Raw genomic sequence first — 22296 nt, 5'->3', positions numbered from 1 at the left:
GCTCACCGTCACTCAATAGGGCTTGTTTCTGTTTGTAAACTCTAACCCAATCACGTATTCTTTCTGGTTTTACTCCATACTCATATGCCAATTCGGAAGCTTTTCTTCCGTCTTCTACAACTAATTTCACTAGATATTCTCGCATTTCTCTTGATAATACAGCCATCCTACACACGCTCCCTTAATTTACTTTTAGTATGAGGGTCGTGTTTTAACATGTCCACTTTTTATGCTAACTCTAGTTTAGTTGGAATATTGGCAATGCTAGTTGGAATATAAAAGAAATTCCCTTCAGTCCTGAAGGGAATTTTCTTTTATATAAGTAAGTGTTTTACCTGTAAGTCCAAATATTATAGTTAATATCGGGCAAAGTAAGCAGAAAAATGCGAATGGCAAATAGTCGATAGTGGAGACTGCTAACACATTTGTGATAAATATACCGCACACACTCCATGGAACAAGAGGATTAACGACGGTACCTGCATCTTCCATTACTCTCGCCAAGTTTTTATTTGCTAAACCGACCTTTTGAAATTGAGCTTGGAATGCATCTCCAGTCAATAAAATTGATAAGTACTGTTCTCCGATTAAAGTGTTTACTCCGATTGCGGTAAAAGCAGCAGCAGATATGACAGATCCTACACTTTTTAATAAACTCTCTACTTTCATTAATAAACTTTGAACGATACCTAGAGTAAATAGAAGTCCACCCATACTTAAGGCAAGTAAGACAAGCCCTATAGTGAACATCATGCTATTCATACCTCCTCTTGAAAGAAGGGAATCTATTACTTCGATACCTGTTTGAGAAGTATAGCCACTAAATAATATGTTTAATATTTCTCCCACGGTAAGGTGTAAATGAAAGTAAGAAACAATAATCGCTGTAATAGAAGTTAGGGCAAGAGATAATACAGCTGGAACCTTCTTTATGGAAAGTACAATTAGTAAAACAAGTGGTAATAATGTGTACCAATGAATCATACCAGTTTGAAGGAGACCTTCTTGAAAGACTGATATCTCCTCTAAATTTTGAAGATCTTTGCTAGGTGATAAAATACAGTACACTACGAGCGAAATAAAAAATGCTGGAATTGTTGTCCATCCCATATTCTTTATATGCTCGAATAAATCGACATGAACAATTGCAGACGCTAGATTTGTAGTATCTGATAACGGAGACATTTTATCTCCAAAAAATGCACCCGAGACAATTGCGCCAGCTGTAATAGCTAAAGAAATATCCATCGCACCCGCCATACCAATAAAGGCAACTCCAACCGTTGCAACTGTAGTTAGGGAGCTTCCGATAGACAAACCGATTATACATGTAATGATAAATACGATGGCATAGAAAAAATGAGGTGAAATGAACTGAAAACCAAGGTAGATAAGTGTTGGGATGGTTCCGCCTATCATCCAGCTACTAATTAATATTCCAATAAAGAAAAAGATAAAAATTGCTCCCAGTCCCGCCTTTGAACCTTCCACAAGTCCATCTTCTAATTGTTTGTAAGGTACTTTTTTAAAGAGTCCGTATGTAATAAGTAAAAGAATAGCAAGTAAAACAGGCATATGTGGAACAGCATCAAATTTTATAATGAAAACTCCCATTATAGAGATAATTGATAAAGTAAGAAGTACTGACTCCAAAAATGATGGAGTAATCTTCGATTGAATACGAAACATTGTAAATCCTCCTAGGTGAGTAATAATAAGGAATTAAAAAACCTTCTAATCCCAATTTGTTAGGGACGAAGGAATATCCGCGGTACCACCCTATTTGTTGACCATAAATGCTCAACCACTTCATTTGTAAAGAGCTTTAAATATTGCTGTAATTCATCTGTCATCCTACCTGAACTTTCACCAACCGTTCAGTCTCTATTTTCTGTATACATGCAAACTACTAAGACAATTACTCTTATATATTTCACTTTCGTGATTCAACGCTTTCAACCACTAAAGTCATTAAGGATTTTACCATTTTTCAGCGTTCTGTCAAGTAAACTTGTAAAATTGTTAAGACTACTATTTCGTCAGAATTTTATGATAAAATGATATTACATATAAACAATCAAAGGGGAGATTTGTTTGTTAAATGAAAAAACGGTAGGGGAAATCGTAAAAGAAGCAGCGAGAAAGTTTCCTGAAACAGAAGCATATGTATATCCAGAGCATGGTATTCGAAAAACATATAAGGAATTCGATGAAGAAACGGACGAGTTGGCGAAGGCGTTTATTGGCATGGGTATTCAAAAAGGGGAAAATGTCGCAATCTGGTCTGACAACAAAAGAGAGTGGCTATTAAGTCAGTTTGCTACAGGTAAGATGGGAGCAGTACTTGTTACAGTTAATACGAACTATCAAGAAAAAGAACTAGAGTATTTACTACAACAATCAGATTCTACTACTCTAATTTTATGTGAGTCTTTTAAAGGTACTTCCTATTTAGATATTGTGCGAACAGTTTGTCCGGAAATAAACAACGCAGAAAAAGGTAATATTCAATCAGCGAAGTTGCCTCATTTTAAACGTATTATTGTGATGAGTGAGAATGAGTATCCAGGAATCTATACGTGGTCAGAGTTACTGGCTCATGCAGAAGGTGTTTCGGATGAAATTTTAGAGCAAGCATTGAAAGCAACTCATAATGAAGATGTAATCAATATTCAATACACATCTGGAACAACTGGCTTCCCTAAAGGAGTTATGCTTTCTCATAAGAATGTTGTAAACAATGGTCAACTTGTTGGAGATTATATTCATCTTTCAGAGACTGACCGTCTATGTATACCAGTGCCATTCTTTCATTGCTTCGGCTGTGTAATGGGGACAATTGCATCGGTTACACACGGTACAACTATGGTCATTGTTGAACAGTTTGAGGCGGGAAAAGTATTGCAACTTGTACAGGATGAAAAGTGTACAGCTTTGCACGGTGTGCCAACGATGTTTATCGCAGAGTTGAATCATCCTGACTTTGCTCATTTTGATTTATCGACATTACGAACGGGTATCATGGCAGGTTCAATATGTCCAATCGAAGTAATGAAAAAAGTAATGGAAGATATGGGTGCTTCCGAAATTACGATTGCTTATGGACAAACAGAATCCTCCCCGGTTATTACACAAACGAAGACAGATGATGCGATTGAAAAACGGGTATCCTCTGTTGGGAAAGCCCACCCTGGAGTAGAGGTTAAAATTATCGACCCTGTCACTGGAGAAGATACACCTGCAGGAGTACCAGGGGAACTGTGTACTAGAGGTTATCTCGTTATGAAAGGCTATTATAAAAATGAAGAAGCGACAAAATCTGCAATTGATTCGAATGGCTGGCTACATACAGGAGATATTGCAGTAATGGATGAAGATGGTTACATCGATATTACAGGCCGCATTAAAGACATGGTCATTCGTGGCGGAGAAAATATTTATCCGAAAGAAGTAGAAGAATTTTTATATCAGCATCCAGCTATTCAAGATGTGCAAGTAGTAGGAGTTCCTGATGCCAAATACGGAGAAGAGCTAATGGCTTGGGTAATTTTGAAGGTTGGCGAGAGCCTAACCTCTGAGGAATTAAAAGAGTACTGCAAAGGTAAAATATCATTTCATAAAATACCTAAGTACGTGGAATTTATCGATGCATACCCAATGACAGCTTCTGGTAAGATTCAAAAGTTCCTACTAAGAGAAATGTCGAAAGAGAAGATTGAAGCTTAACACAATTAATGACATATTTCCTGGGAAATAGACATGAAAAGATTGTGTTCTAATTTAAAGGGAGGAATAAAATTGTCATTGAAAGTAGGAGAAATAATTACATTTGAACGGACTTTCACAGTAGAGGATGTTGAATTGTTTACTAAGGTTTCAGGCGATGAAGGGATTCATCACCTGACCACGGATGAACAGGGGAGACTTGTCGTTCAAGGATTACTTACTGCAACTCTACCAACAAAAGTGGGTGGAGATAATAACGTACTGGCACGTACTATGAATTTTGAATTTTTTAGACCAGTATTTACTGGTGATACAATAATTTGTGAAGTAATAATTGATCAATTCGAAAAGCAGGATAATAGAACGGGTATTGCTGCTTCTTTTTTATGCAAAAACCAAAATGAAAAGGAAGTATTGAGAGGAAACTTTGCAGGAGTTATATTATAGTAATTATTAAAAGAATCATTCAGCGGAAGGAAGCGGATGCTATGAACACCACTTCTTGTGGTAAGGCTTTCGTGACCAACATCGTATTGGGTTGAGTGGGCTCACGGACTGCCCGCGGAAAGCTTCGGAAAACTTAATCTATCCTATATAAAAATAAATTCAAGTTTGTCTTCAATCTGAGCATCGTTTTTATAAGCGATGCATTTTTTATTTGTTGTATACTATTACAAAGGTAATTTATAGAATTTGAGGTGCAATCATGTATTTAGATCATATTGTTCATTTTGTAACAAAAAAACCAACAGAGGTAGCAGATGATTGGAAGGGAAAAGGACTTCACGCTGTAGTTGGAGGCCAACACACTCACTGGGGAACGTATAATGCGCTCCTTTACACAAAAAATAGTTATATAGAATGGCTTGCACTTGAACATGAAGAAATTGCAGTAAACGCAAATCATCCTTTAATTAATCTACTTCTCCATGATTTGAATGTGCGGCCAGGTTTTGGAACAGTTTGTATTCGAACTAATAAAATTGACGAATTATGTAACCAACTAGATCGGAAAGGTATAGAAACATCCGGAGTTTTACAAGCTGAAAGAAAAACAACAAGTGGGAAGGTTCGTAAGTGGAAAATGCTATTTATAAAGGAAGAAATAAGTAAGGATTTACCGACTCCATTTTTCATTGAATGGGAGGAAAGTGATGAAGAGCGATATCATTCACTAAAAGAGGATGGAACAGTCGAGGATAGTAACTTAGATTTAACTATTTCAACTTGCGAGTTTTATGTACGTAATCCTAGGGAAGTAATGGATAAATGGAAAAAATACTTTGATATGAATGAACAGGATGAACAAACATTACTACTAGCTAATACAAAATTAGTTTTTAAAAAGTTGGAAGCAGAAGAACAGGAAAGACTTTCTTGTGTTTATTTAAATGGGCTTGGAGAGGAAAAGACTATTTATTATGAGCAAGCGAAGTATTGTTTCTGTTAAAAAGGGGAATTAGTATGGAAGAATTAATAGAAAAAGCGATTGTCGTTGCAGTTAAATTGCAAAATGACGAGCATTTTGAATATGAGTTAGAGGAATTACACAACTTAGCTAAAGCATTAAATGTGGAAGTTGTAGGTGAAGTAACCCAAAACTTGGATAGAGTTACATCATCTCATTATGTCGGTACAGGAAAAGTGGAAGAGATTAAAAACTTCTATGAAGAAGCAGGAGCAAATCTCGTAATTTTTAATGATGAGCTGTCACCTTCCCAAATTCGAAATTTAGAAAGAGATTTGGACTGTAAAGTGATCGACCGTACAATGCTCATATTGGATATTTTCGCACGTCGAGCTAAATCAAATGAGGCGCAAATGCAAGTAGAGCTTGCCCAACTCCAATATATGCTTCCACGATTAGTTGGGCTTCGTGCATCATTAGGAAGACAAGGTGGAGGTACTGGCGGTGGATTCAAAAACCGTGGTGCTGGGGAAACGAAACTAGAGCTAGATAGACGTAAAATTGAGGATCAAATCGCAAAGCTAAAACGTGAATTAGAGCAAGTAAAAGACCAAAGAGAAACGCAAAGAAAGCAACGGAAGAAAAATGCCATTCCAGTTGTGTCACTAGTTGGATATACGAATGCTGGTAAATCCACTATTATGAATCAACTCCTTCATAAAATTGGACAAGAAGAATCAAAGCAAGTATTTGAGAAGGATATGCTTTTTGCTACATTAGAAACTTCTGTGCGGCAAATAAAATTGCAGGATCAAAAAGAGTTTTTATTAACAGACACTGTAGGATTTGTTAGTAAGCTTCCTCATCATCTTGTCAAAGCTTTCCGCTCAACGTTAGAAGAAGCGCGAAATTCAAATTTACTTCTCCATGTGGTGGATGTTTCTAATGAAGAACATCGGTATATGATGGACGTCACAAATGAAACTTTACTAGCAGTCGGGGTAGAGGACGTGCCAACTATTTATGTATACAATAAGTCAGACTTGGCAGAATTAAAATATCCACATGTTTCAGGCAATAATATTTGGATCTCTGCAAAAGATGGAACGGGTCTAGATGAGCTGCTTGAATTGATTAAAAAACATATTTTTTCTAATTATGTACAATGCTCTCTACTTGTACCATTTGACCGAGGAGATATCGTGTCGTATTTAAATGAAAATTCCTCTGTTATGTCTACTTCTTATGAGGAAGAGGGTACGCTTATCAAAGTTGAATTAAAGCAATCCGACTATAACAGATTTCAAGAGTTTGAATATAAACAGTGATAAATAAAAAAGGTTGCTCCTAAGTAGTTTTTTTCTACTAATGGGGCAACCTTTTACTATTAATTTGAACAATGAAGATGCGTAGCGTGCGGCAAGCGCATTCGTGCTGGCAGCACACCCGTATGAGCCGGTGTATGCTCTAGACCATCTAGCTGTCTCTTACTCCATGTCATTAGGGCACTAAAAAAGTCCTCTATGAGATTTCATAGGAGATTGTGAACAACAAGTTGTTCAAATACTCGATTTTTATTTTGGACCCGTTAATTTCCTTTCCAGGCGGACGCGTTCCACCGGCATGGCTTCAGCCGCTTCTCTCGCTACGCTCAGTCCAGGGTCTTCAGCGCATGCTATTCCGGCTGGAGTCGCCGCCTTCCACTTCAATTAACTATTTTCTGCTTTTCAATTAGAAAACCATCATACATTATTAGAGCAAGTTTTTATTACTTAAATTTTTTCAATTAGAATTTATAGAAAATCGTTGAAAAAGGCGACACTCCTGCGGGAATAGCGTTAGCCGAAGACCCCGCAGTTGAGGGGAAGGCAATCTAAGTTCGCCGCATCCTGCGGCAACGATTGCATGACCAACATCGTGTTGGCCTAGGAGGTTAAGGCAACGCCCGCGGAAAGGGAGCCGTTTCAACGATTTTATTATTTATCGGACGACATGATTTAGTAAAGTCAAATTCTATATAATTTTTCACTGCCCTCCACGTCATACGCCTCGCGACTGTGCGAGCTACGCATGAGCTCCCACAACCTGCGGAGGCTCATGCGTAGCGAGCGGCAAGCGAACATCCGTGTCGTATTTTATTTTTAACTCTTTTAAACTTCCTGAAACTGTATATTATGCAATCTTGCAAAAATGCCATTTTGTGCAACTAATTCACTGTATGAACCATCTTCTGCGATTCCGTCTTCGGTAACTACAATCACGCGATCTGCATCACGAATGGTTGCAAGTCGATGGGCAATAATAAGAGTAGTACGATTTTCTGCGAGCTCCATTAAAGATTTTTGGATGATTTTTTCTGTCTCCGTATCAAGAGCAGAAGTTGCCTCGTCCAATATTAAGATTGGAGGGTTTTTCAGGAACATGCGAGCTATTGCTAGGCGTTGTTTTTGTCCACCTGATAGTTTTAGCCCTCGCTCACCGATTTGTGTATCATATCCTTCTGGAAGAGAGCTGATAAAGTCTTCTAAATGTGCTTTTCTCGCTGCATCCTGAATTTCTTCTTCCGCAGCAATTTTTTTGCCGTACGCAATATTCTCTCGAATCGTACCGGTAAATAGGAATACATCTTGTTGTACGATACCAATTTGGGAACGTAAAGATTGCATCGTGACATCTTTAATATTTAATCCATCAATGGAGATCGCACCTTCACTCACATCGTAAAAACGAGGAATCAGCGAGCAAATAGTAGTTTTACCTGCTCCAGAGGGTCCAACGAACGCAACGGTTTCTCCTGCTTTTACCGATAAATCAATATTCTCAAGCACAGATTTATGTTCATCATATTGAAAGCTAACATTTTCAAACTCAATGTTCCCATTTAAATGAGATACATTTAATGCATTCGGTCGGTCTTGAACTTCAGGATCTTGCTCTACAAGATCTAAAAAGCGTTTAAATCCGGCCATTCCTTTTGGATATAGCTCCAAAAGTGCGGTAATTTTATCTACTGGTTTAATTAGTACATTAACATAAAGAACAAAACTAACGAGTTCACCGGTAGAAAGTATCCCCTTGTAGGTGAACCATGCCCCTACTACTAAGACGACCAATGTAACAAGACGGGTCATCATATAGATGCTTGAATGTGTTCCAGCCATCACCTTATAAGCAATGAGTTTTGCTATTCGGAATTGCCCATTATCTTTTTTAAAGCGAGCAATTTCAAAGTTTTCATTTGTAAACGACTGTACTACTCGTACACCAGATACACTATCTTCAACTCGAGCGTTAACGTCTGCAATTTTGCCATACATGTTCTTCCATGCTTTATTCATCATAATATTTCCGTATGTAGCAACAATAGACAAAAACGGTACCATAACTATCGCAATAACTGCGAGCTCTGGGTTAATGTTGAACATAATTGCAAAAGCACCGATCAACGTCATAATTGCGATAAATAAATCTTCGGGACCATGATGGGCAAGTTCTCCAATATCAAATAAGTCATTTGTAATGCGACTCATAATATGCCCAGTTTTTGTATTATCAAAGAAACGGAATGATTGTCGTTGTACATGGTTAAATAATTTCTGTCTCATATCCGTTTCAATATTTATACCGAGTTTATGACCTAAATAACTTACGATAAAATGAAGAAATGTACTTATTATATATACGAAAAATAGTAAAATACTCACTCGTACAATCATATTCCAATCTCCACCCGGTAAAAGGTCATCGATAAACCATTGAACTGCCACCGGAAATGCTAGTTCTAAAATTGCTACTAACACTGCACTGCTAAAGTCGATCACGAATAATCGTTTATGTGGTTTGTAAAAGGCAAAAAACTTTTTTAGCACGGAAATCTACTCCTCCCCTATGTCATAACGACTATTATATAGATTAATTTCAGAATTCAAAATGAGTAAATGTTTTTGACAATGAAAATAGGGAAGTTTATAATAAGTTTCTTATAAGCAACATTACAAGGTCGGACATCTGTACGACTTTTAACGTTATAGTAATCACTTTGAGTTTTCTAAATTGGAAGAGAGGTATTAATCATGGCAACAAAAGAAGAAATAGTTCGGTCCGTACCGCAGAAAGGCTTTTTTGGGCATCCAAAAGGGTTATTGTCTCTATTTTTTACCGAGTTTTGGGAGCGCTTTTCTTACTACGGAATGCGAGCAATATTAATTTATTATATGTACTACGAAGTCTCAGCAGGCGGACTAGGGATGGATCGTACTACGGCTAACTCCATTATGGCTATCTACGGTTCGTTAGTTTATATGTCAGGAATTATTGGTGGTTGGATTGCCGACAGACTTTTTGGTACTACTAAAACCGTATTTTATGGTGGAGTCCTTATAATGTTTGGACATATAGTACTCTCTTTTCCTGGTGGTACAACACCATTATTTATTTCAATGGCTTTAATCATTATTGGTACGGGTTTATTAAAACCGAATGTTTCTAGTATTGTTGGTGATTTATATTCAGAAACTGATACTCGTCGTGACTCAGGCTTTAGTATTTTCTATATGGGTATTAACATGGGAGCATTTATTGCACCTTTAATTGTCGGAACAATTGGACTAGAGTATAATTTCCACTTAGGATTTGGAATTGCAGCTATAGGTATGGCAATTGGGTTAATTGTATTCTTAATTACGAAGAAAAAGTATTTAGGCCTAGCAGGTTCCTATGCTCCAAACCCAATGGGAAGAGATGAACGTGTAAAAGTATTAACTCGAATTGGGATAGCAGTATTAGTAGTGTTAATCGTTGGATATATTCTAATACAACAAGGTATTATGACATTCGATGTATTTACCATGACTGTTTCCGTTTTAGGGATAGTTATACCAACTCTTTACTTCATCGTTATGTATAGAAGTGGAAAAACAACTGCAGATGAAAAATCTAGATTACTTGCATATATTCCGTTATTTGTCTCTGCGATGATGTTTTGGGCGATACAGGAACAAGGATCAAGTATTTTAGCACAATATGCCGACGAACGTGTTGATTTAACTATTGGTTCATTTGAGATTTCTCCTGCTTGGTTCCAATCATTGAATCCATTATTTATCATTGCACTTGCGCCTGTGTTTGCTTGGTTCTGGATAAAACTAGGGGATCGACAACCGTCTACACCGAAAAAATTCGCATACGGCCTTTTATTTGGTGGGTTGTCGTTTATCGTGATGATTATCCCTGCGTATGTTAATGGGACAGAGTCACTTGTTAGTCCATGGTGGCTTGTATTGAGTTTCTTATTAGTTGTTCTGGGTGAATTATTATTATCACCAGTTGGTCTGTCTACAACTACAAAACTTGCACCTACTGCTTTTGCTGCACAAACGATGAGTTTATGGTTCATGACAAGTGCTTCTGCACAAGCAATCAATGCACAAGTCGTTAAATTTTATTCACCGGATAACGAAATTCTTTACTTTGGAGTAATCGGTGCCGTAGCGCTTGGAATAGGATTTGTACTGTTCTTCCTTACACCACTAATCCAGAGATATATGCGTGGAGTCAACTAGTAGAAAATAAATGAAACCTTTCCTTAACTTTCCTCGTAAAGTTATTACCAATAGGAAGGGAAGATAAACAATATGAAGAAATGGACCACACTTTTAGCTGTAGCCACATTAACATTAGGTTTAGCAGCATGTAATGAGACAGCTGCCCCTGCAAATGATAAAGAAGTTGCGAAGAAGAGTGAGTTAACACTACAAGAAGTATATGATAAGTCAATGGCTGTTTCAGAAGAATTAAAGAGTGTGAAAGCAAAAATTGATATGAAGCAAACGATGCAATTACCTGGTCAAGATGTAAATTTAGACATTAATTCATTAATGGATATGGATTATATAATTGATCCAATACAAATTCATCAAACAGGAACAACATCTATGAAATCTACCGATGAAAATATGGGAAGTCAAGAAATGAAGATGGAGAGCTATATAACGAAGGATGCTTTTTATATGTATGAGGGAGAGTCTGGTCAATGGATGAAGTTTCCTCAAGAGATGATGAATCAGATAATGAGCACTACAGATCAATCAAATCCATCTAATCAATTAAAACAAATTGAAGGATACTTAGAAGACTTTACCTTTGAGCAAGATAACGACAACTACATTCTTACTTTAGAAGCGTCTGGTGAAAAATTCACCGAGTTAGTAAAAGAACAAGTGGATGAGGCTCTCCAAAACATGGTTGGTGCTGAAGAAGTTGAAGTGGATATGATTATTAATTCCGTAAACTACTTAATTCATATTGATAAAGAAACATTTCAAACAAATAAAGTAGATATGGTTCTTGATATGGATATGACAATTGACGGAGAAAAAATGAATATGAAACAAGATATGAAATCCGACTTCTCAAATTTCAATCAAGTAGAAGAAATTGTTATTCCTCAAGAAGTAATTGATAATGCTGTAGAAATTTAAACTTCAACTGAATGATTGAGGCGTCAAGTAGATATTGAAAATAACGAAAAAGACTGCGTTAATTGTTGCGAAAAAGCGACAATTACAGGCAGTCTTTTTGTTTTATATATTTTTTATAGTAAAATTAATTATGAGTTAATTTCAGGCTGTAGACAAACTCAATTCTGGGTGCATAGAGTTGTATATTAAATTCGGCAAGGACCACCACTTCGCTTTCCGTGGGCTTGGCTTCAGCCTCCTAGGCCAACAGGATGTTGGTCATGCAATCGTTGCCGCAAAAGTTCTTTTGCGACGAGCTTTGCAAAGGAGCAGGATGCGGCGAACTTAGATTGCCTTCCCCTCAACTGCGGGGTCTTCAGCTCAAGCTGTTCCCACAGGAGTCTTCGTGGTGGTCCTTGTCTTATAAACAATTCCTTATAGATATCCACTATCTTTACTTTTAATTGGATAAAGCAACCTCATTAGGAAGATTTATTATTTAACATAACCGTTTATAAAAATACTTTTGTCGTCACGTTTGAAATTAACTATAGTTAATTCCAAATAGTACTTTGCCATTAATACAAACGAACATATATCACTTTGTTGATTGGAGTGACAGGCGGCGACTCCAGCGGGATGAGTGAGACAGATAAGCCATCACAAGCGACGCATAGCGGCGGTGATGGCTTATCGCTCACCCCGCGGAAAGCGTCCGCCTATAGCGGAAATCAACTATACTCTATTCAATAATATTGTTTGTGTTTTTTCATGTAAATTTGAATTATGAAATTGCTTCATATAAATAAAATAGGATGATCTGGCATATACGTATATTATCAATTGAAAATCATTTTCATTTAACCGTTGACTTGTCATGTCAGGGTGCTATAATAAAAACTGTGAGTAAATGATAATGATTTTCACTATCGCCCTTTCACAAATAGAAATGTTGAGGATAGCTATGAAAAAAAGATATCTTATAATTGCACTAGTCGCACTTTCTCTCTTATCTCTCTTTGTTGGTGTTACTAGAATCTCACCAATGGATTTGTTAGATATCACTTCGGAGGAGACACAAATATTTCTCATTAGTCGCATACCTAGACTGATTGCCATAATACTCGCAGGAGCAGGAATGAGTATCGCAGGTTTAATTATGCAAAGTCTTAGTAGAAATAAATTTGTATCACCCACAACAGCAGGTACGCTTGATGCTACTCGCTTAGGTATTTTAATCTCGATGCTTGTATTTACTAATGCAACGTATATTCAAAAAATCTCTTTTGCATTTATATTTGCACTAGCAGCTACATTGCTATTCATGCAAATACTGAATCGGATTAAATTTAAGGATGCAGTTTTTGTTCCGCTTGTCGGTCTGATGTTTGGAAATATTTTAGCTTCTATTACGACGTTTTTCGCATACAAATCAAATATTATTCAAAACATCACTGTCTGGTTACAAGGAGACTTCTCCTTAATATTAAAAGGCAGATATGAATTACTTTACATAAGTGTACCAGTACTTATTATTGCCTATATTTACGCTAACCGCTTTACTGTAGCAGGAATGGGGGAGGATTTTGCAAAAAACCTCGGTCTTTCTTACAAAAGAGTATTAAATTTAGGATTAGTGCTAGTCGCTTTGATCTCTACTACGGTTGTTTTGACAGTTGGAATGATTCCCTTTTTAGGATTAATCATCCCTAATATCGTATCCATCTTTAAAGGAGATCATTTAGAAAAAACATTACCACATACTGCATTGCTAGGAGTCATTTTCTTGTTGATATGCGACATTCTGGGTAGGGTACTAATCTTCCCTTATGAAATCCCGATTAGTATGACAGTCGGTGTAATCGGAAGTGCGATCTTCCTATTCTTGCTGTTTAGGGGGAAAGCATATGCGTAACAGAACAAAAATGATTTTATTACTAGCTTTAGCATTAGTTTGTATAGCACTTTATTTATTTCAAGGGTTAAATGGAAGTTATGATTATGCATTGCCGCGTCGAGCTATAAAGGTATTGGCAATGGGACTTACTGGAGTAGCGATTGCGTATTCAACGGTAATTTTTCAAACTATTACACATAATAGAATTTTAACTCCAAGTGTAATGGGGCTGGATTCGTTATACATGTTAGTACAGACATGTATTTATTACTTCTTTGGGTCTATGTCAATTTTAGTTATAAACAAAAATTATAATTTCTTTATTTCTGTTTTAGCAATGATTGGCTTCGCGCTTTTGCTTTATCGCTTTTTATTTAACTCAGGGAAACGCCCAATCTATTTCTTGTTGCTTGTAGGGATTATTCTGGGAACATTTTTGGGAAGTATTACAACGTTTCTTCAAGTACTTATTGATCCTAATGAGTTTACAAGTTTACAAAATAAGATGTTTGCAAGTTTTAACAACGTAAATAGTGATTTAGTTTGGTTAGCGATGGTTATTATCGTCCTAGTTATCCTATATGGTTGGCGCACGATTAGAGAACTAGACGTATTGTCGCTTGGACGTGATAATGCCATCAACCTTGGAGTGGATTACGACAAAATAGTAAAAAAAATGCTTGTATTATCAGCTGTTTTAATAGCTACTTCTACAGCACTAGTAGGCCCTATAACATTCTTTGGTTTAATCGTTGCAAACTTATCATACCAATTCTTTAACACATATAAGCATTCGGTTCTAATTATCGGAGCAAGCATCATGAGTTTAATTGCACTAATTGGAGGCCAGTGGATTGTAGAACGAGTCTTTACTTTTGATACAACACTGAGCGTTATAATTAACTTTCTCGGAGGAATTTACTTCATTTATTTATTACTAAAGGAGAGTCGAGCTACATCATGATACAAGTAAAAGAAGTAACAAAGTATTTTTCTAAAAAGCCAGTAGTGGATAACGTAAGTGTTAATATCCAGTCAGGGAAAATCACATCATTTATCGGACCTAATGGTGCTGGAAAATCAACTCTTTTATCAATGGTTAGTCGCTTATTGGATGCAGACACAGGTGAAGTTCTTTTAGATAAATCAAATGTGAGTAAATGGAAATCCGATGAGTTTTCAAAGCGCGTATCCATTTTAAAACAATCAAACTATATGAACGTCCGTTTAACAATTCGTGAATTAGTGTCATTTGGCCGTTTTCCTTATTCTAAAGGACGCTTAAACACGGAAGACATGAAAATGATCGATCAAGCAATTGAGTACATGAATTTAGCTGATATCGAGGATAGCTATTTAGATGAACTATCTGGTGGTCAACGTCAACGTGCTTTCATCGCAATGGTTATTGCACAAGATACAGAGTACATTTTACTAGATGAGCCGTTAAATAATTTAGATATGAAGCATTCTGTACAAATTATGAAAATCCTTCGCAAGCTTGTTGAAGAGTTAGGCAAAACGGTTGTCATCGTATTGCATGATATTAACTTTGCATCCGTATATTCAGACTACATTGTTGCATTGAAGGATGGTCGTGTGATCAAAGATGGTCCAACTCATGAAATCATTAACTCTGATGCATTAAAAGAGATTTATGACATGGATATTCCGATTCAAGAAATGAATAGCTGCCGTATTTGCGTTTATTTTAATTCATAAGAAAAAGGAGATATTAACATATGAAAAACAAGAAATTCTTAGCTGTGATTTTTGCAATGCTAGTTCTTTTGCTTGCTGCATGTGGTTCAAACGAAGATGCGTCAACTGCAAAAGAAAATAATTCAGAAAAAACAACAGGATCAAGTGAAGCATCGTCTGTTTTTCCATTAACTATTCCTCAACCTGAAGGATATAAAGAAGTAACACTAGAGAAAAAGCCTGAAACAGTTGTTGTATTTGACTATGGTTTCTTAGATACATTAGATTCTCTAGAGGTTGACGTTGCGGCAGTGTCACAAAGCAATGTACCTAAATACTTAAGTAAATATGCAGATGAAGCTGCATACAAAAATGCTGGAGCTTTAAAAGAACCAGATTTTGAAGCAATTAGTATGATGAATCCAGATGTAATTTTTATCTCTAATCGTCAAGCAGACGCTTATGAAGAATTAAGTAAAATTGCCCCTACTGTTTATGTCGGAGTTGATAATACTGACTACATGAATTCATTCAAAGCTAATACAGAGTTAGCGGGTAAAATATTTGGTAAAGAAGCAGAAGCAACTGCAGCTTTAGAAGCAATTGACGTTAAAATTGCAGAATTAGCAGAGAAAACGAAAAGCATCGAAGAAAAGGCTTTAGTAGTACTTGCATCTGAGGGTGAATTAAGTGCATTTGGTCCTGGTTCACGTTTTGGAGTAGTTCATGATGTATATGGTTTTAAAGCGGTTGATGAAAACTTAGAAGCTTCTACACATGGTCAAAGTGTTTCTTATGAGTATGTGTTAGAGCAAAATCCAGATATCTTATTTGTAGTGGACCGTGATGCAGTAGCATCAGAAGGGGAGTCTGGCACAAAAGCGGCAATTGAAAATGAAATCGTAAGTAAAACAAATGCTGTTAAAAATGGTAAAGTATTTTACTTAGATCCAGAGGTTTGGTACTTATCAGGTGGCGGTATTGAATCAGAAAATGCAAAAATTGATGCTGTCCTAGAGGCGATTAAATAATATGTTTTATCAAATAAAACGTATGGTCATAAAAGAAGGTTTTTCGTCTAGTGTGGTGGAGCGTTTTCAGGGAGAAGGAAAACTTGAAAAGCAACCGGGCTTTGAAAAGTTAGAAGTTCTAGTGAAAAAAGTTCGCCGAGGCGAAGAAGAAGTTCTTGTAGTAGTAGGTTGGTCTTCGGAAGAGGACTGGAAGAATTGGGAAAAGAGCCCCGAGCATATTGCTGGTCACAAAGCGAATATCGGAAAGCCGAAACCTGATTATATTATTGAATCCAGCCAAAATGTTTATGAAGTAAAAGTAAGTAAATAATTTGTAATCCACAAGGAGCTCGTTCCTTGTGGATTTTTTTGTGGAATCGCTCAATCAAATAGTTGCTTATATTTTGATGTACATAACATATTATCTGGCTTATACTTTTTGTAATGGTTAGGAGGGGATTTTGTGAAGAAGTGGTTTTATCCACTAGGACTAGTTACATTGATAGGCTTTGTTATGTTATTTCTAAAAGTTACGAAGGACGAAATTATATCAATAGACTATACAATGTCCGATCTTCTTGCAGGAAATGATTTTATAACTTATTTTCATTATATAGGGGAAACGAAATTTATATTATTTGCCATGCTTCTATTAATAATCTATTTGTGGCTACATTCAAGAAACTATAGAGGTATGCTCTTTGTTTTATTTTCAGTAGGTGTAGGAAATGTTTTGAATCAATTATTAAAAAAGTGGATTCAAAGAGAACGACCAGATGTTCCACATCAATTAGAGACCTTTAGTTTTCCTTCTGGTCATGCAATGGTTGGTTTACTTTATATATTTACCATTGCCTATTTATTGACAGCTCATCAAGCAAATAATAAGATCAAAATTTTTACATGGGTTGGCGCGATTCTTCTTGCAATGATGATTGGCCTATCTCGTGTTGCAGAGAGTCGTCATTATGCTTCCGATGTGTTTGCTGGATGGATGGTAGGGTATACATGGTTTGTATTAGTTGCCTTATGGTATGAATGGAGAAACAGGAGTTACAATAAGAATATTGACTAAAATCCTTTCCTTTATAGGAGAGGATTTTTTAGAAGGGATAACGTATATGTTTGAGCTACCAGATGAACTAGTCAAACTTGGAATGAAAAGAATAGAAGGCTTCCCAGTAGAAGGTTTTGTGAAAGGGAGAGGTCCCAAAGACCCTACAATAATGTTAATTGGAGAGGCACCAGGAGAAAATGAAGCAATTCAAGGGATACCGTTCATAGGAAGAGCTGGAAACGAATTAGCCAAATCACTGAACAGTATCAACCTGACGAGAGATGATGTGTATATGACAAGTGCTGTAAGAAGTAGACCATTTCAATGGAAAGAGAAGAAAATGAGAAATGGGGAAATAACGGAAAAAAAGTATAATAGGCCACCTACTCAGCAGGAAATTATAGCTCACGCGCCACTCCTCGATTTTGAATTAAAAAATATTTCACCAGTTGTTATTGTGACTTTAGGAAATGTAGGGCTTCAGCGCTTACTAGGTAAGGAAGTAAGGATATCAGAGTTACATGGCCAAATCATTAAGCATCCCGTGCAGCACCTTGCTTCACTTGAGGAAAGTGTGTATAAATGGTCAAAAGAAGAATATATTATTATGCCAACGTATCATCCAGCTGCAGTATTTTACCGACCATCTCATCGGGAGGCATTGGAGAAGGATTGGATAAAAATTGGGGAGTTTATTAATAAAGCGCCTGCTTTTTAATGTTTTCTTTAATTGAAAAGAGTTGCACGAAGGAAACTTATTGCGTATAATAAAGTGGTTAATCATTGAGGAGAAAGAAGTTGGTACAATGGAAGGCAATGTTGTTTTTGCACTATTACTTACATTGTTTGCGGGGTTAGCAACAGGAATAGGCAGTTTGCTATCTTTGTTAACTTCTCGAACAAATACAAAATTTTTGTCTGTTGCGTTAGGATTCTCAGCAGGTGTGATGATATATGTATCTTTAGTAGAAATATTTGTGAAAGCAAAAGTATCGTTAGTAGCAGAACTAGGTGAGAAGAATGGTTACTGGATGACTATAGCTGGTTTTTTTGGTGGAATGATTTTTATTGCAATTATAGACCGTCTATTACCTAGTCTTGGCAACCCACATGAAGCGAAGAGTGTAGAAGATATGGATGTGGCACCAACTAATGCCGAATACACAAAACTAATGAAAATGGGAATGTTTACTGCGCTTGCTATTGGGATACACAACTTTCCAGAGGGTATAGCAACATTTGCTTCTGCGTTGCAGGATCCAAATTTAGGGATTGCTATAGCAATAGCGGTAGCTATTCACAACATTCCAGAAGGTATTGCTGTTGCAGTTCCTATTTATTATGCGACCGGAAATCGTAAAAAGGCATTCAAATTATCGTTTCTTTCTGGACTTGCAGAACCTGTGGGTGCAATTGTTGCGTTTTTAATATTATTGCCATTCTTAAATGGAGTAGTATTTGGAGTTGTCTTTGCAGCAGTTGCAGGAATCATGGTTTTTATTTCTTTAGATGAACTATTACCGGCTGCAAGAAAATATGATGAAGCGCACTCTTCTATTTACGGAGTTGTAGCTGGAATGCTTGTGATGGCGTTAAGTTTAGTATTAATGATGTAGTAACTAAACTTCTGAAAGACAAACGAAAGGCAGTGCAATTCTCTTAAGAGAGAACGGCACTGCCCTTTTTATTTTTTGATGCGACAATTCCTGTTCGATTAATTGACACTGGTACAAGCTGAAAGTTCGGGAATATACCACTTAACCTAGAGATAAACTCTTCTTCTGTGCCTCTTTCTACTAAAGACAGGAGGGTAGGGCCAGCTCCACTTATACAAGTTCCGTATGCCCCAGCTTTTTTTGCAGCAATTTTAATCTCTCTACTTTCTGAAATGAGGTCTAGACGATATGGTTCGTGGAATAAATCTTCTTCCATATACACACCAGCTTGTTCAAACGATTGAGATAGAAGGGCTGCTATTAATAAATTGGATACTGCACTTGCTTGTGCGGCGATTTTACGAGAATAAGTTTCAGGTAAAGCATTTCTAGCTTTTTCTGTTTTTAATTCAAAGTTTGGAATGAATAAAACAAAAGCAGCATCAACATTAACCGTATGAAACACGTGAATTTCTCCATTTTCAGCACTTGATGAAATGGTAAAGCCTCCGTAAATAGATGCAGCAGCATTATCAGGATGACCTTCCATAGAAGTAGCTACTTTTAGCTTGTCTTGTGAAGTAAGCTGAAGGTCGAGCACTTGGTTAGCGACTTCAATTCCTGCGACGATTGCTGAAGCGCTACTACCCATACCCCGGGCAAGGGGAATTTCACTTTTAACTTCTAAATGGCAAGCGGGTAATTCTAACCCGTGCATTTGGGCAGTTTTTTGCGCAGCTTGCACCATTAAATGATCTTGTGGATATAGAACCTCTGGAAGGTTATCTGATAAATTATCAATCTTCCAATTCTCCGAAACTTCCACATCAACTTTTAAATATTTATCTAAAGCTATTCCGATCGAATCAAAACCAGGGCCTAAGTTAGCTGTACTTGCAGGTATTGAAATAGACCATTTTTTACTCATAATACTCCCTCAATATATTGACGTATTTCATCTTCATCATTTTTTAAAGAAACTAAATCAACTGTTGACACACTCATTGCAGTATCTGGATCTTTTAAACCGTTACCTGTAAACACAGTAACAACTTTACTACCAGCAGCAATTTTTCCATTTTTCACAGATTTAATTACTCCAGCTAAAGATGCAGCAGATCCAGGTTCTACAAATATCCCTTCACGACTAGCGATTAACTGATAGGCGTTTAAAATTTCTTCATCTGTGACAGAATCAATAATACCGCCAGATTCGTCACGAGCCGCTTCCGCTAAAGACCAGCTTGCTGGGTTTCCAATACGAATCGCTGTTGCAACTGTTTCTGGGTTAGCAATTGGAGCACCTTGTACGATTGCAGCGGAGCCTTCTGCTTCAAAACCGAACATTTTAGGTAAGCCGGATTGTTTTACTTCGTTATATTCTTTGAAGCCTTTCCAGTAAGCACTGATGTTACCAGCGTTTCCAACTGGAATACACAGAAAGTCTGGAGAAGAACCTAAAGCGTCGACAATTTCAAAAGCAGCAGTTTTTTGCCCTTCTAAACGATATGGGTTTACAGAATTAACTAATGCAACCGGAGAAGTTTCGCTAACTTTTCGAACGATTTGAAGTGCATCATCAAAGTTTCCATCGATTTCAATAATTTTAGCTCCATACATACAAGCCTGAGCTAATTTACCAAGAGCAACTTTACCTTTTGGGATGACAACGATCGATTTTATACCTGCACGAGCAGCGTATGCCGAGGCAGCTGCTGAAGTATTTCCTGTAGATGCACAAATAACACATTCACTGCCATCTTCAATTGCTTTAGCAACAGCGAAAACCATTCCACGATCTTTAAATGAACCAGTAGGATTTGCGCCCTCTACTTTTCCGTAAAGTTCAATCCCTAGTTCAATTGACAAGTTATTTAATTTAATAAGAGGAGTATTTCCCTCGAGTAATGTTAATTTTGGTGTTCTTTCTGTTACAGGTAAAAATTCTTTATATTCTTCTATTAAACCTTGCCAAGCCATGTTGTGTTCCGCCTCTCTGTTCTTCTTGAATAAACATATGTCTTTGTATAAAGGACATTTTACCTTAATAAAGCTTAAAAAACAAGATAAAATTTCTATTGAAAGTTTACTAGTAGATGCGTATACTTATCATGTAAACAAAAAACATTACAGGTGTAAAGACAGGAGCGAGAAATGGCTACAATTAAAGAACGTAAACCACTTTCAAAGAATAAATTACTAGGCATTGCTGGTCTAGCTTGGATGTTTGATGCAATGGATGTTGGAATTCTATCCTTTGTTATTGCAGCGCTTGCTGCCGAATGGAGCTTGACTCCTGGTCAGATGGGCTGGATTGGAAGCATAAATTCAATAGGGATGGCAGTCGGTGCTTTGGTATTTGGAGTATTGGCAGATAAAGTAGGACGTAAAAAAATATTTATGATCACATTGGTCTTATTCTCTGTGGCAGGGGGATTATCTGCTCTCACAACAACCTTAGCGGCATTTTTAATCCTTCGATTTTTTGTTGGAATGGGACTGGGAGGCGAATTACCAGTTGCATCCACGCTCGTTTCTGAAAGTGTAGAAGCTAAAGAGAGAGGTCGAGTTGTAGTATTACTTGAAAGTTTTTGGGCAGCAGGCTGGCTTTTATCGGCACTAATATCTTATTTTATTATTTTAAATTACGGTTGGAGAATAGGTTTAATCATCACAGCGCTCCCAGCGTTTTATGCAATTTATTTGCGTATAAAGTTACCAGATTCTCCTCGTTTCGTATCGAATGAAACACAATCTAGATCGATTATGCAAAACATGAAGGATGTATGGTCGAAGAAATATGCAAAAAGAACACTTATGCTTTGGATTGTCTGGTTTATGGTTGTCTTTTCGTATTACGGAATGTTCTTATGGTTACCAAGTGTAATGGTAATGAAGGGATTCGATTTGATAAAAAGTTTTGAGTATGTATTATTAATGACACTCGCTCAACTACCTGGATATTTCATTGCAGCATGGTTAATAGAAAAAGCAGGTCGAAAATTTGTATTGATTACGTTTTTACTAGGAACTGCAGCGAGTGCACTAGTTTTTGGATCCGCTGATTCTACGGTTGCATTAATCGTCTCGGGTATGTTTCTTTCATTCTTTAACCTAGGAGCTTGGGGTGCTTTGTATGCTTATTCCCCAGAACAGTATCCTACAGTAATTCGTGGAACTGGATCCGGAATGGCAGCATCCGTTGGACGTATTGGTGGGATTTTAGGGCCTTTGTTGGTTGGGATGCTCGTAACTGCTGGATATGAGATTGGTTTCATTTTTGGTATATTCTGTGTAGCAATCGTAATTGGTGTTTTAGCTGTACTATTCCTCGGCACTGAGACAAAACAAGTGGAATTAGACTAACTAGATATAAAACCTGTT

The 22296-nt window shown here is 36.9% G+C and carries 20 protein-coding genes; 15 read left to right on the top strand and 5 right to left on the bottom strand.

Annotation, left to right across the window (positions count from 1 at the left end):
• Both WAX74_RS21040 and nhaC read right to left on the bottom strand, forming a co-directional pair.
• The coding region (locus WAX74_RS21040; RefSeq protein WP_413788975.1) for a transposase at positions 1-145 on the bottom strand (145 nt) is incomplete at its 3' end.
• 146 nt (positions 146-291) lie between these two features.
• Entirely contained in the window at positions 292-1689 is a 1398-nt protein-coding gene (gene nhaC / locus WAX74_RS14385) for a Na+/H+ antiporter NhaC (protein WP_336498355.1), read from the bottom strand.
• A gap of 405 nt (positions 1690-2094) precedes the next feature.
• Here nhaC and WAX74_RS14380 point away from each other — a divergent pair, with 405 nt between their 5' ends.
• The 4 genes from WAX74_RS14380 to hflX all read left to right on the top strand — a co-directional run bounded on the left by WAX74_RS14380 (position 2095) and on the right by hflX (position 6462).
• On the top strand, positions 2095-3726 hold the full coding sequence (locus WAX74_RS14380; RefSeq protein ID WP_336498354.1) for an AMP-binding protein: 1632 nt from the start codon (positions 2095-2097) through the stop codon (positions 3724-3726).
• 72 nt (positions 3727-3798) lie between these two features.
• On the top strand, positions 3799-4173 hold the full coding sequence (locus WAX74_RS14375; protein ID WP_336498353.1) for a hotdog family protein: 375 nt from the start codon (positions 3799-3801) through the stop codon (positions 4171-4173).
• A gap of 259 nt (positions 4174-4432) precedes the next feature.
• Positions 4433-5176, top strand: coding sequence for a VOC family protein (locus WAX74_RS14370; RefSeq protein WP_336498352.1), 744 nt, complete (start codon positions 4433-4435; stop codon positions 5174-5176).
• A 14-nt stretch (positions 5177-5190) separates the two neighbouring features.
• The gene (gene hflX / locus WAX74_RS14365) at positions 5191-6462 is read left to right on the top strand and encodes a GTPase HflX (protein ID WP_336498351.1); all 1272 of its coding nucleotides are present in this window, start codon (positions 5191-5193) and stop codon (positions 6460-6462) included.
• Positions 6463-7284: 822 nt separating this feature from the next.
• On the opposite strand, the gene WAX74_RS14360 is transcribed toward hflX, so the two are convergent.
• Positions 7285-9003 (bottom strand): ABC transporter ATP-binding protein, encoded by a 1719-nt coding sequence (locus tag WAX74_RS14360; RefSeq protein ID WP_336498350.1) that lies wholly within the window; start codon positions 9001-9003, stop codon positions 7285-7287.
• Positions 9004-9207: 204 nt separating this feature from the next.
• Between WAX74_RS14360 and WAX74_RS14355 the strand changes: the two genes are divergently transcribed.
• From WAX74_RS14355 to zupT, 10 genes are all read left to right on the top strand, one after another.
• On the top strand, positions 9208-10695 hold the full coding sequence (locus tag WAX74_RS14355) for a peptide MFS transporter (RefSeq protein ID WP_336498349.1): 1488 nt from the start codon (positions 9208-9210) through the stop codon (positions 10693-10695).
• 72 nt (positions 10696-10767) lie between these two features.
• A complete protein-coding gene (locus WAX74_RS14350) occupies positions 10768-11613 on the top strand; it encodes a DUF6612 family protein (RefSeq protein WP_336498348.1) in 846 nt (281 codons plus the stop codon).
• A 943-nt stretch (positions 11614-12556) separates the two neighbouring features.
• Positions 12557-13507 carry an ABC transporter permease gene (locus WAX74_RS14345; protein ID WP_336498347.1) on the top strand — a complete coding sequence of 317 codons (951 nt, stop codon included), beginning with the start codon at positions 12557-12559 and terminating at the stop codon, positions 13505-13507.
• Positions 13500-14453, top strand: a complete 954-nt coding sequence (locus WAX74_RS14340; RefSeq protein WP_336498346.1) for an iron chelate uptake ABC transporter family permease subunit — start codon at positions 13500-13502, stop codon at positions 14451-14453. The genes WAX74_RS14345 and WAX74_RS14340 overlap by 8 nt, the downstream gene beginning before the upstream one ends.
• Positions 14450-15211, top strand: a complete 762-nt coding sequence (locus WAX74_RS14335; protein ID WP_336498345.1) for an iron ABC transporter ATP-binding protein — start codon at positions 14450-14452, stop codon at positions 15209-15211. The genes WAX74_RS14340 and WAX74_RS14335 overlap by 4 nt, the downstream gene beginning before the upstream one ends.
• A 20-nt stretch (positions 15212-15231) precedes the next feature.
• Positions 15232-16221 (top strand): siderophore ABC transporter substrate-binding protein, encoded by a 990-nt coding sequence (locus tag WAX74_RS14330; RefSeq protein WP_336498344.1) that lies wholly within the window; start codon positions 15232-15234, stop codon positions 16219-16221.
• 1 nt (position 16222) lies between these two features.
• Entirely contained in the window at positions 16223-16531 is a 309-nt protein-coding gene (locus WAX74_RS14325) for an antibiotic biosynthesis monooxygenase (RefSeq protein ID WP_336498343.1), read from the top strand.
• A gap of 132 nt (positions 16532-16663) precedes the next feature.
• Complete coding sequence (locus WAX74_RS14320; RefSeq protein ID WP_336498341.1) at positions 16664-17275, top strand: phosphatase PAP2 family protein; 612 nt, start codon at positions 16664-16666, stop codon at positions 17273-17275.
• 46 nt (positions 17276-17321) lie between these two features.
• Positions 17322-17975 carry a uracil-DNA glycosylase gene (locus tag WAX74_RS14315; RefSeq protein ID WP_336498340.1) on the top strand — a complete coding sequence of 218 codons (654 nt, stop codon included), beginning with the start codon at positions 17322-17324 and terminating at the stop codon, positions 17973-17975.
• Between the two features lie 88 nt (positions 17976-18063).
• The gene (zupT, locus tag WAX74_RS14310) at positions 18064-18873 is read left to right on the top strand and encodes a zinc transporter ZupT (RefSeq protein WP_336498359.1); all 810 of its coding nucleotides are present in this window, start codon (positions 18064-18066) and stop codon (positions 18871-18873) included.
• A gap of 43 nt (positions 18874-18916) precedes the next feature.
• Here the strand turns inward: zupT and thrB are convergent, their stop codons facing one another.
• Together thrB and thrC are read right to left on the bottom strand one after the other, a co-directional pair.
• Positions 18917-19840: a homoserine kinase gene (thrB, locus tag WAX74_RS14305; protein ID WP_336498339.1), complete on the bottom strand. Its 924-nt coding sequence runs from the start codon at positions 19838-19840 to the stop codon at positions 18917-18919.
• Complete coding sequence (gene thrC / locus WAX74_RS14300; RefSeq protein WP_336498338.1) at positions 19837-20892, bottom strand: threonine synthase; 1056 nt, start codon at positions 20890-20892, stop codon at positions 19837-19839. The genes thrB and thrC overlap by 4 nt, the downstream gene beginning before the upstream one ends.
• Before the next feature lie 174 nt (positions 20893-21066).
• Here thrC and WAX74_RS14295 point away from each other — a divergent pair, with 174 nt between their 5' ends.
• Positions 21067-22278 (top strand): MFS transporter, encoded by a 1212-nt coding sequence (locus tag WAX74_RS14295; RefSeq protein WP_336498337.1) that lies wholly within the window; start codon positions 21067-21069, stop codon positions 22276-22278.
• Positions 22279-22296 lie beyond the last annotated feature (18 nt).

Source organism: Psychrobacillus mangrovi (genome assembly GCF_037104765.1).
GTDB classification, from domain to species: domain Bacteria; phylum Bacillota; class Bacilli; order Bacillales_A; family Planococcaceae; genus Psychrobacillus; species Psychrobacillus mangrovi.
This window is presented reverse-complemented; position numbering and strand designations above follow the sequence as displayed.

What these genes read in the sequence shown, in the direction of transcription:
- WAX74_RS14325 (WP_336498343.1), top strand. Translation starts at nt 16,223, where the DNA reads ATGTTTTATCAAATAAAACGTATGGTCATAAAAGAAGGTTTTTCGTCT.
- thrC (WP_336498338.1), bottom strand. Translation starts at nt 20,892, where the DNA reads ATGGCTTGGCAAGGTTTAATAGAAGAATATAAAGAATTTTTACCTGTA.
- WAX74_RS14340 (WP_336498346.1), top strand. Translation starts at nt 13,500, where the DNA reads ATGCGTAACAGAACAAAAATGATTTTATTACTAGCTTTAGCATTAGTT.
- nhaC (WP_336498355.1), bottom strand. Translation starts at nt 1,689, where the DNA reads ATGTTTCGTATTCAATCGAAGATTACTCCATCATTTTTGGAGTCAGTA.
- WAX74_RS14330 (WP_336498344.1), top strand. Translation starts at nt 15,232, where the DNA reads ATGAAAAACAAGAAATTCTTAGCTGTGATTTTTGCAATGCTAGTTCTT.
- hflX (WP_336498351.1), top strand. Translation starts at nt 5,191, where the DNA reads ATGGAAGAATTAATAGAAAAAGCGATTGTCGTTGCAGTTAAATTGCAA.
- WAX74_RS14370 (WP_336498352.1), top strand. Translation starts at nt 4,433, where the DNA reads ATGTATTTAGATCATATTGTTCATTTTGTAACAAAAAAACCAACAGAG.
- WAX74_RS14295 (WP_336498337.1), top strand. Translation starts at nt 21,067, where the DNA reads ATGGCTACAATTAAAGAACGTAAACCACTTTCAAAGAATAAATTACTA.
- WAX74_RS14315 (WP_336498340.1), top strand. Translation starts at nt 17,322, where the DNA reads ATGTTTGAGCTACCAGATGAACTAGTCAAACTTGGAATGAAAAGAATA.
- thrB (WP_336498339.1), bottom strand. Translation starts at nt 19,840, where the DNA reads ATGAGTAAAAAATGGTCTATTTCAATACCTGCAAGTACAGCTAACTTA.
- zupT (WP_336498359.1), top strand. Translation starts at nt 18,064, where the DNA reads ATGGAAGGCAATGTTGTTTTTGCACTATTACTTACATTGTTTGCGGGG.
- WAX74_RS14355 (WP_336498349.1), top strand. Translation starts at nt 9,208, where the DNA reads ATGGCAACAAAAGAAGAAATAGTTCGGTCCGTACCGCAGAAAGGCTTT.
- WAX74_RS14335 (WP_336498345.1), top strand. Translation starts at nt 14,450, where the DNA reads ATGATACAAGTAAAAGAAGTAACAAAGTATTTTTCTAAAAAGCCAGTA.
- WAX74_RS14345 (WP_336498347.1), top strand. Translation starts at nt 12,557, where the DNA reads ATGAAAAAAAGATATCTTATAATTGCACTAGTCGCACTTTCTCTCTTA.
- WAX74_RS14350 (WP_336498348.1), top strand. Translation starts at nt 10,768, where the DNA reads ATGAAGAAATGGACCACACTTTTAGCTGTAGCCACATTAACATTAGGT.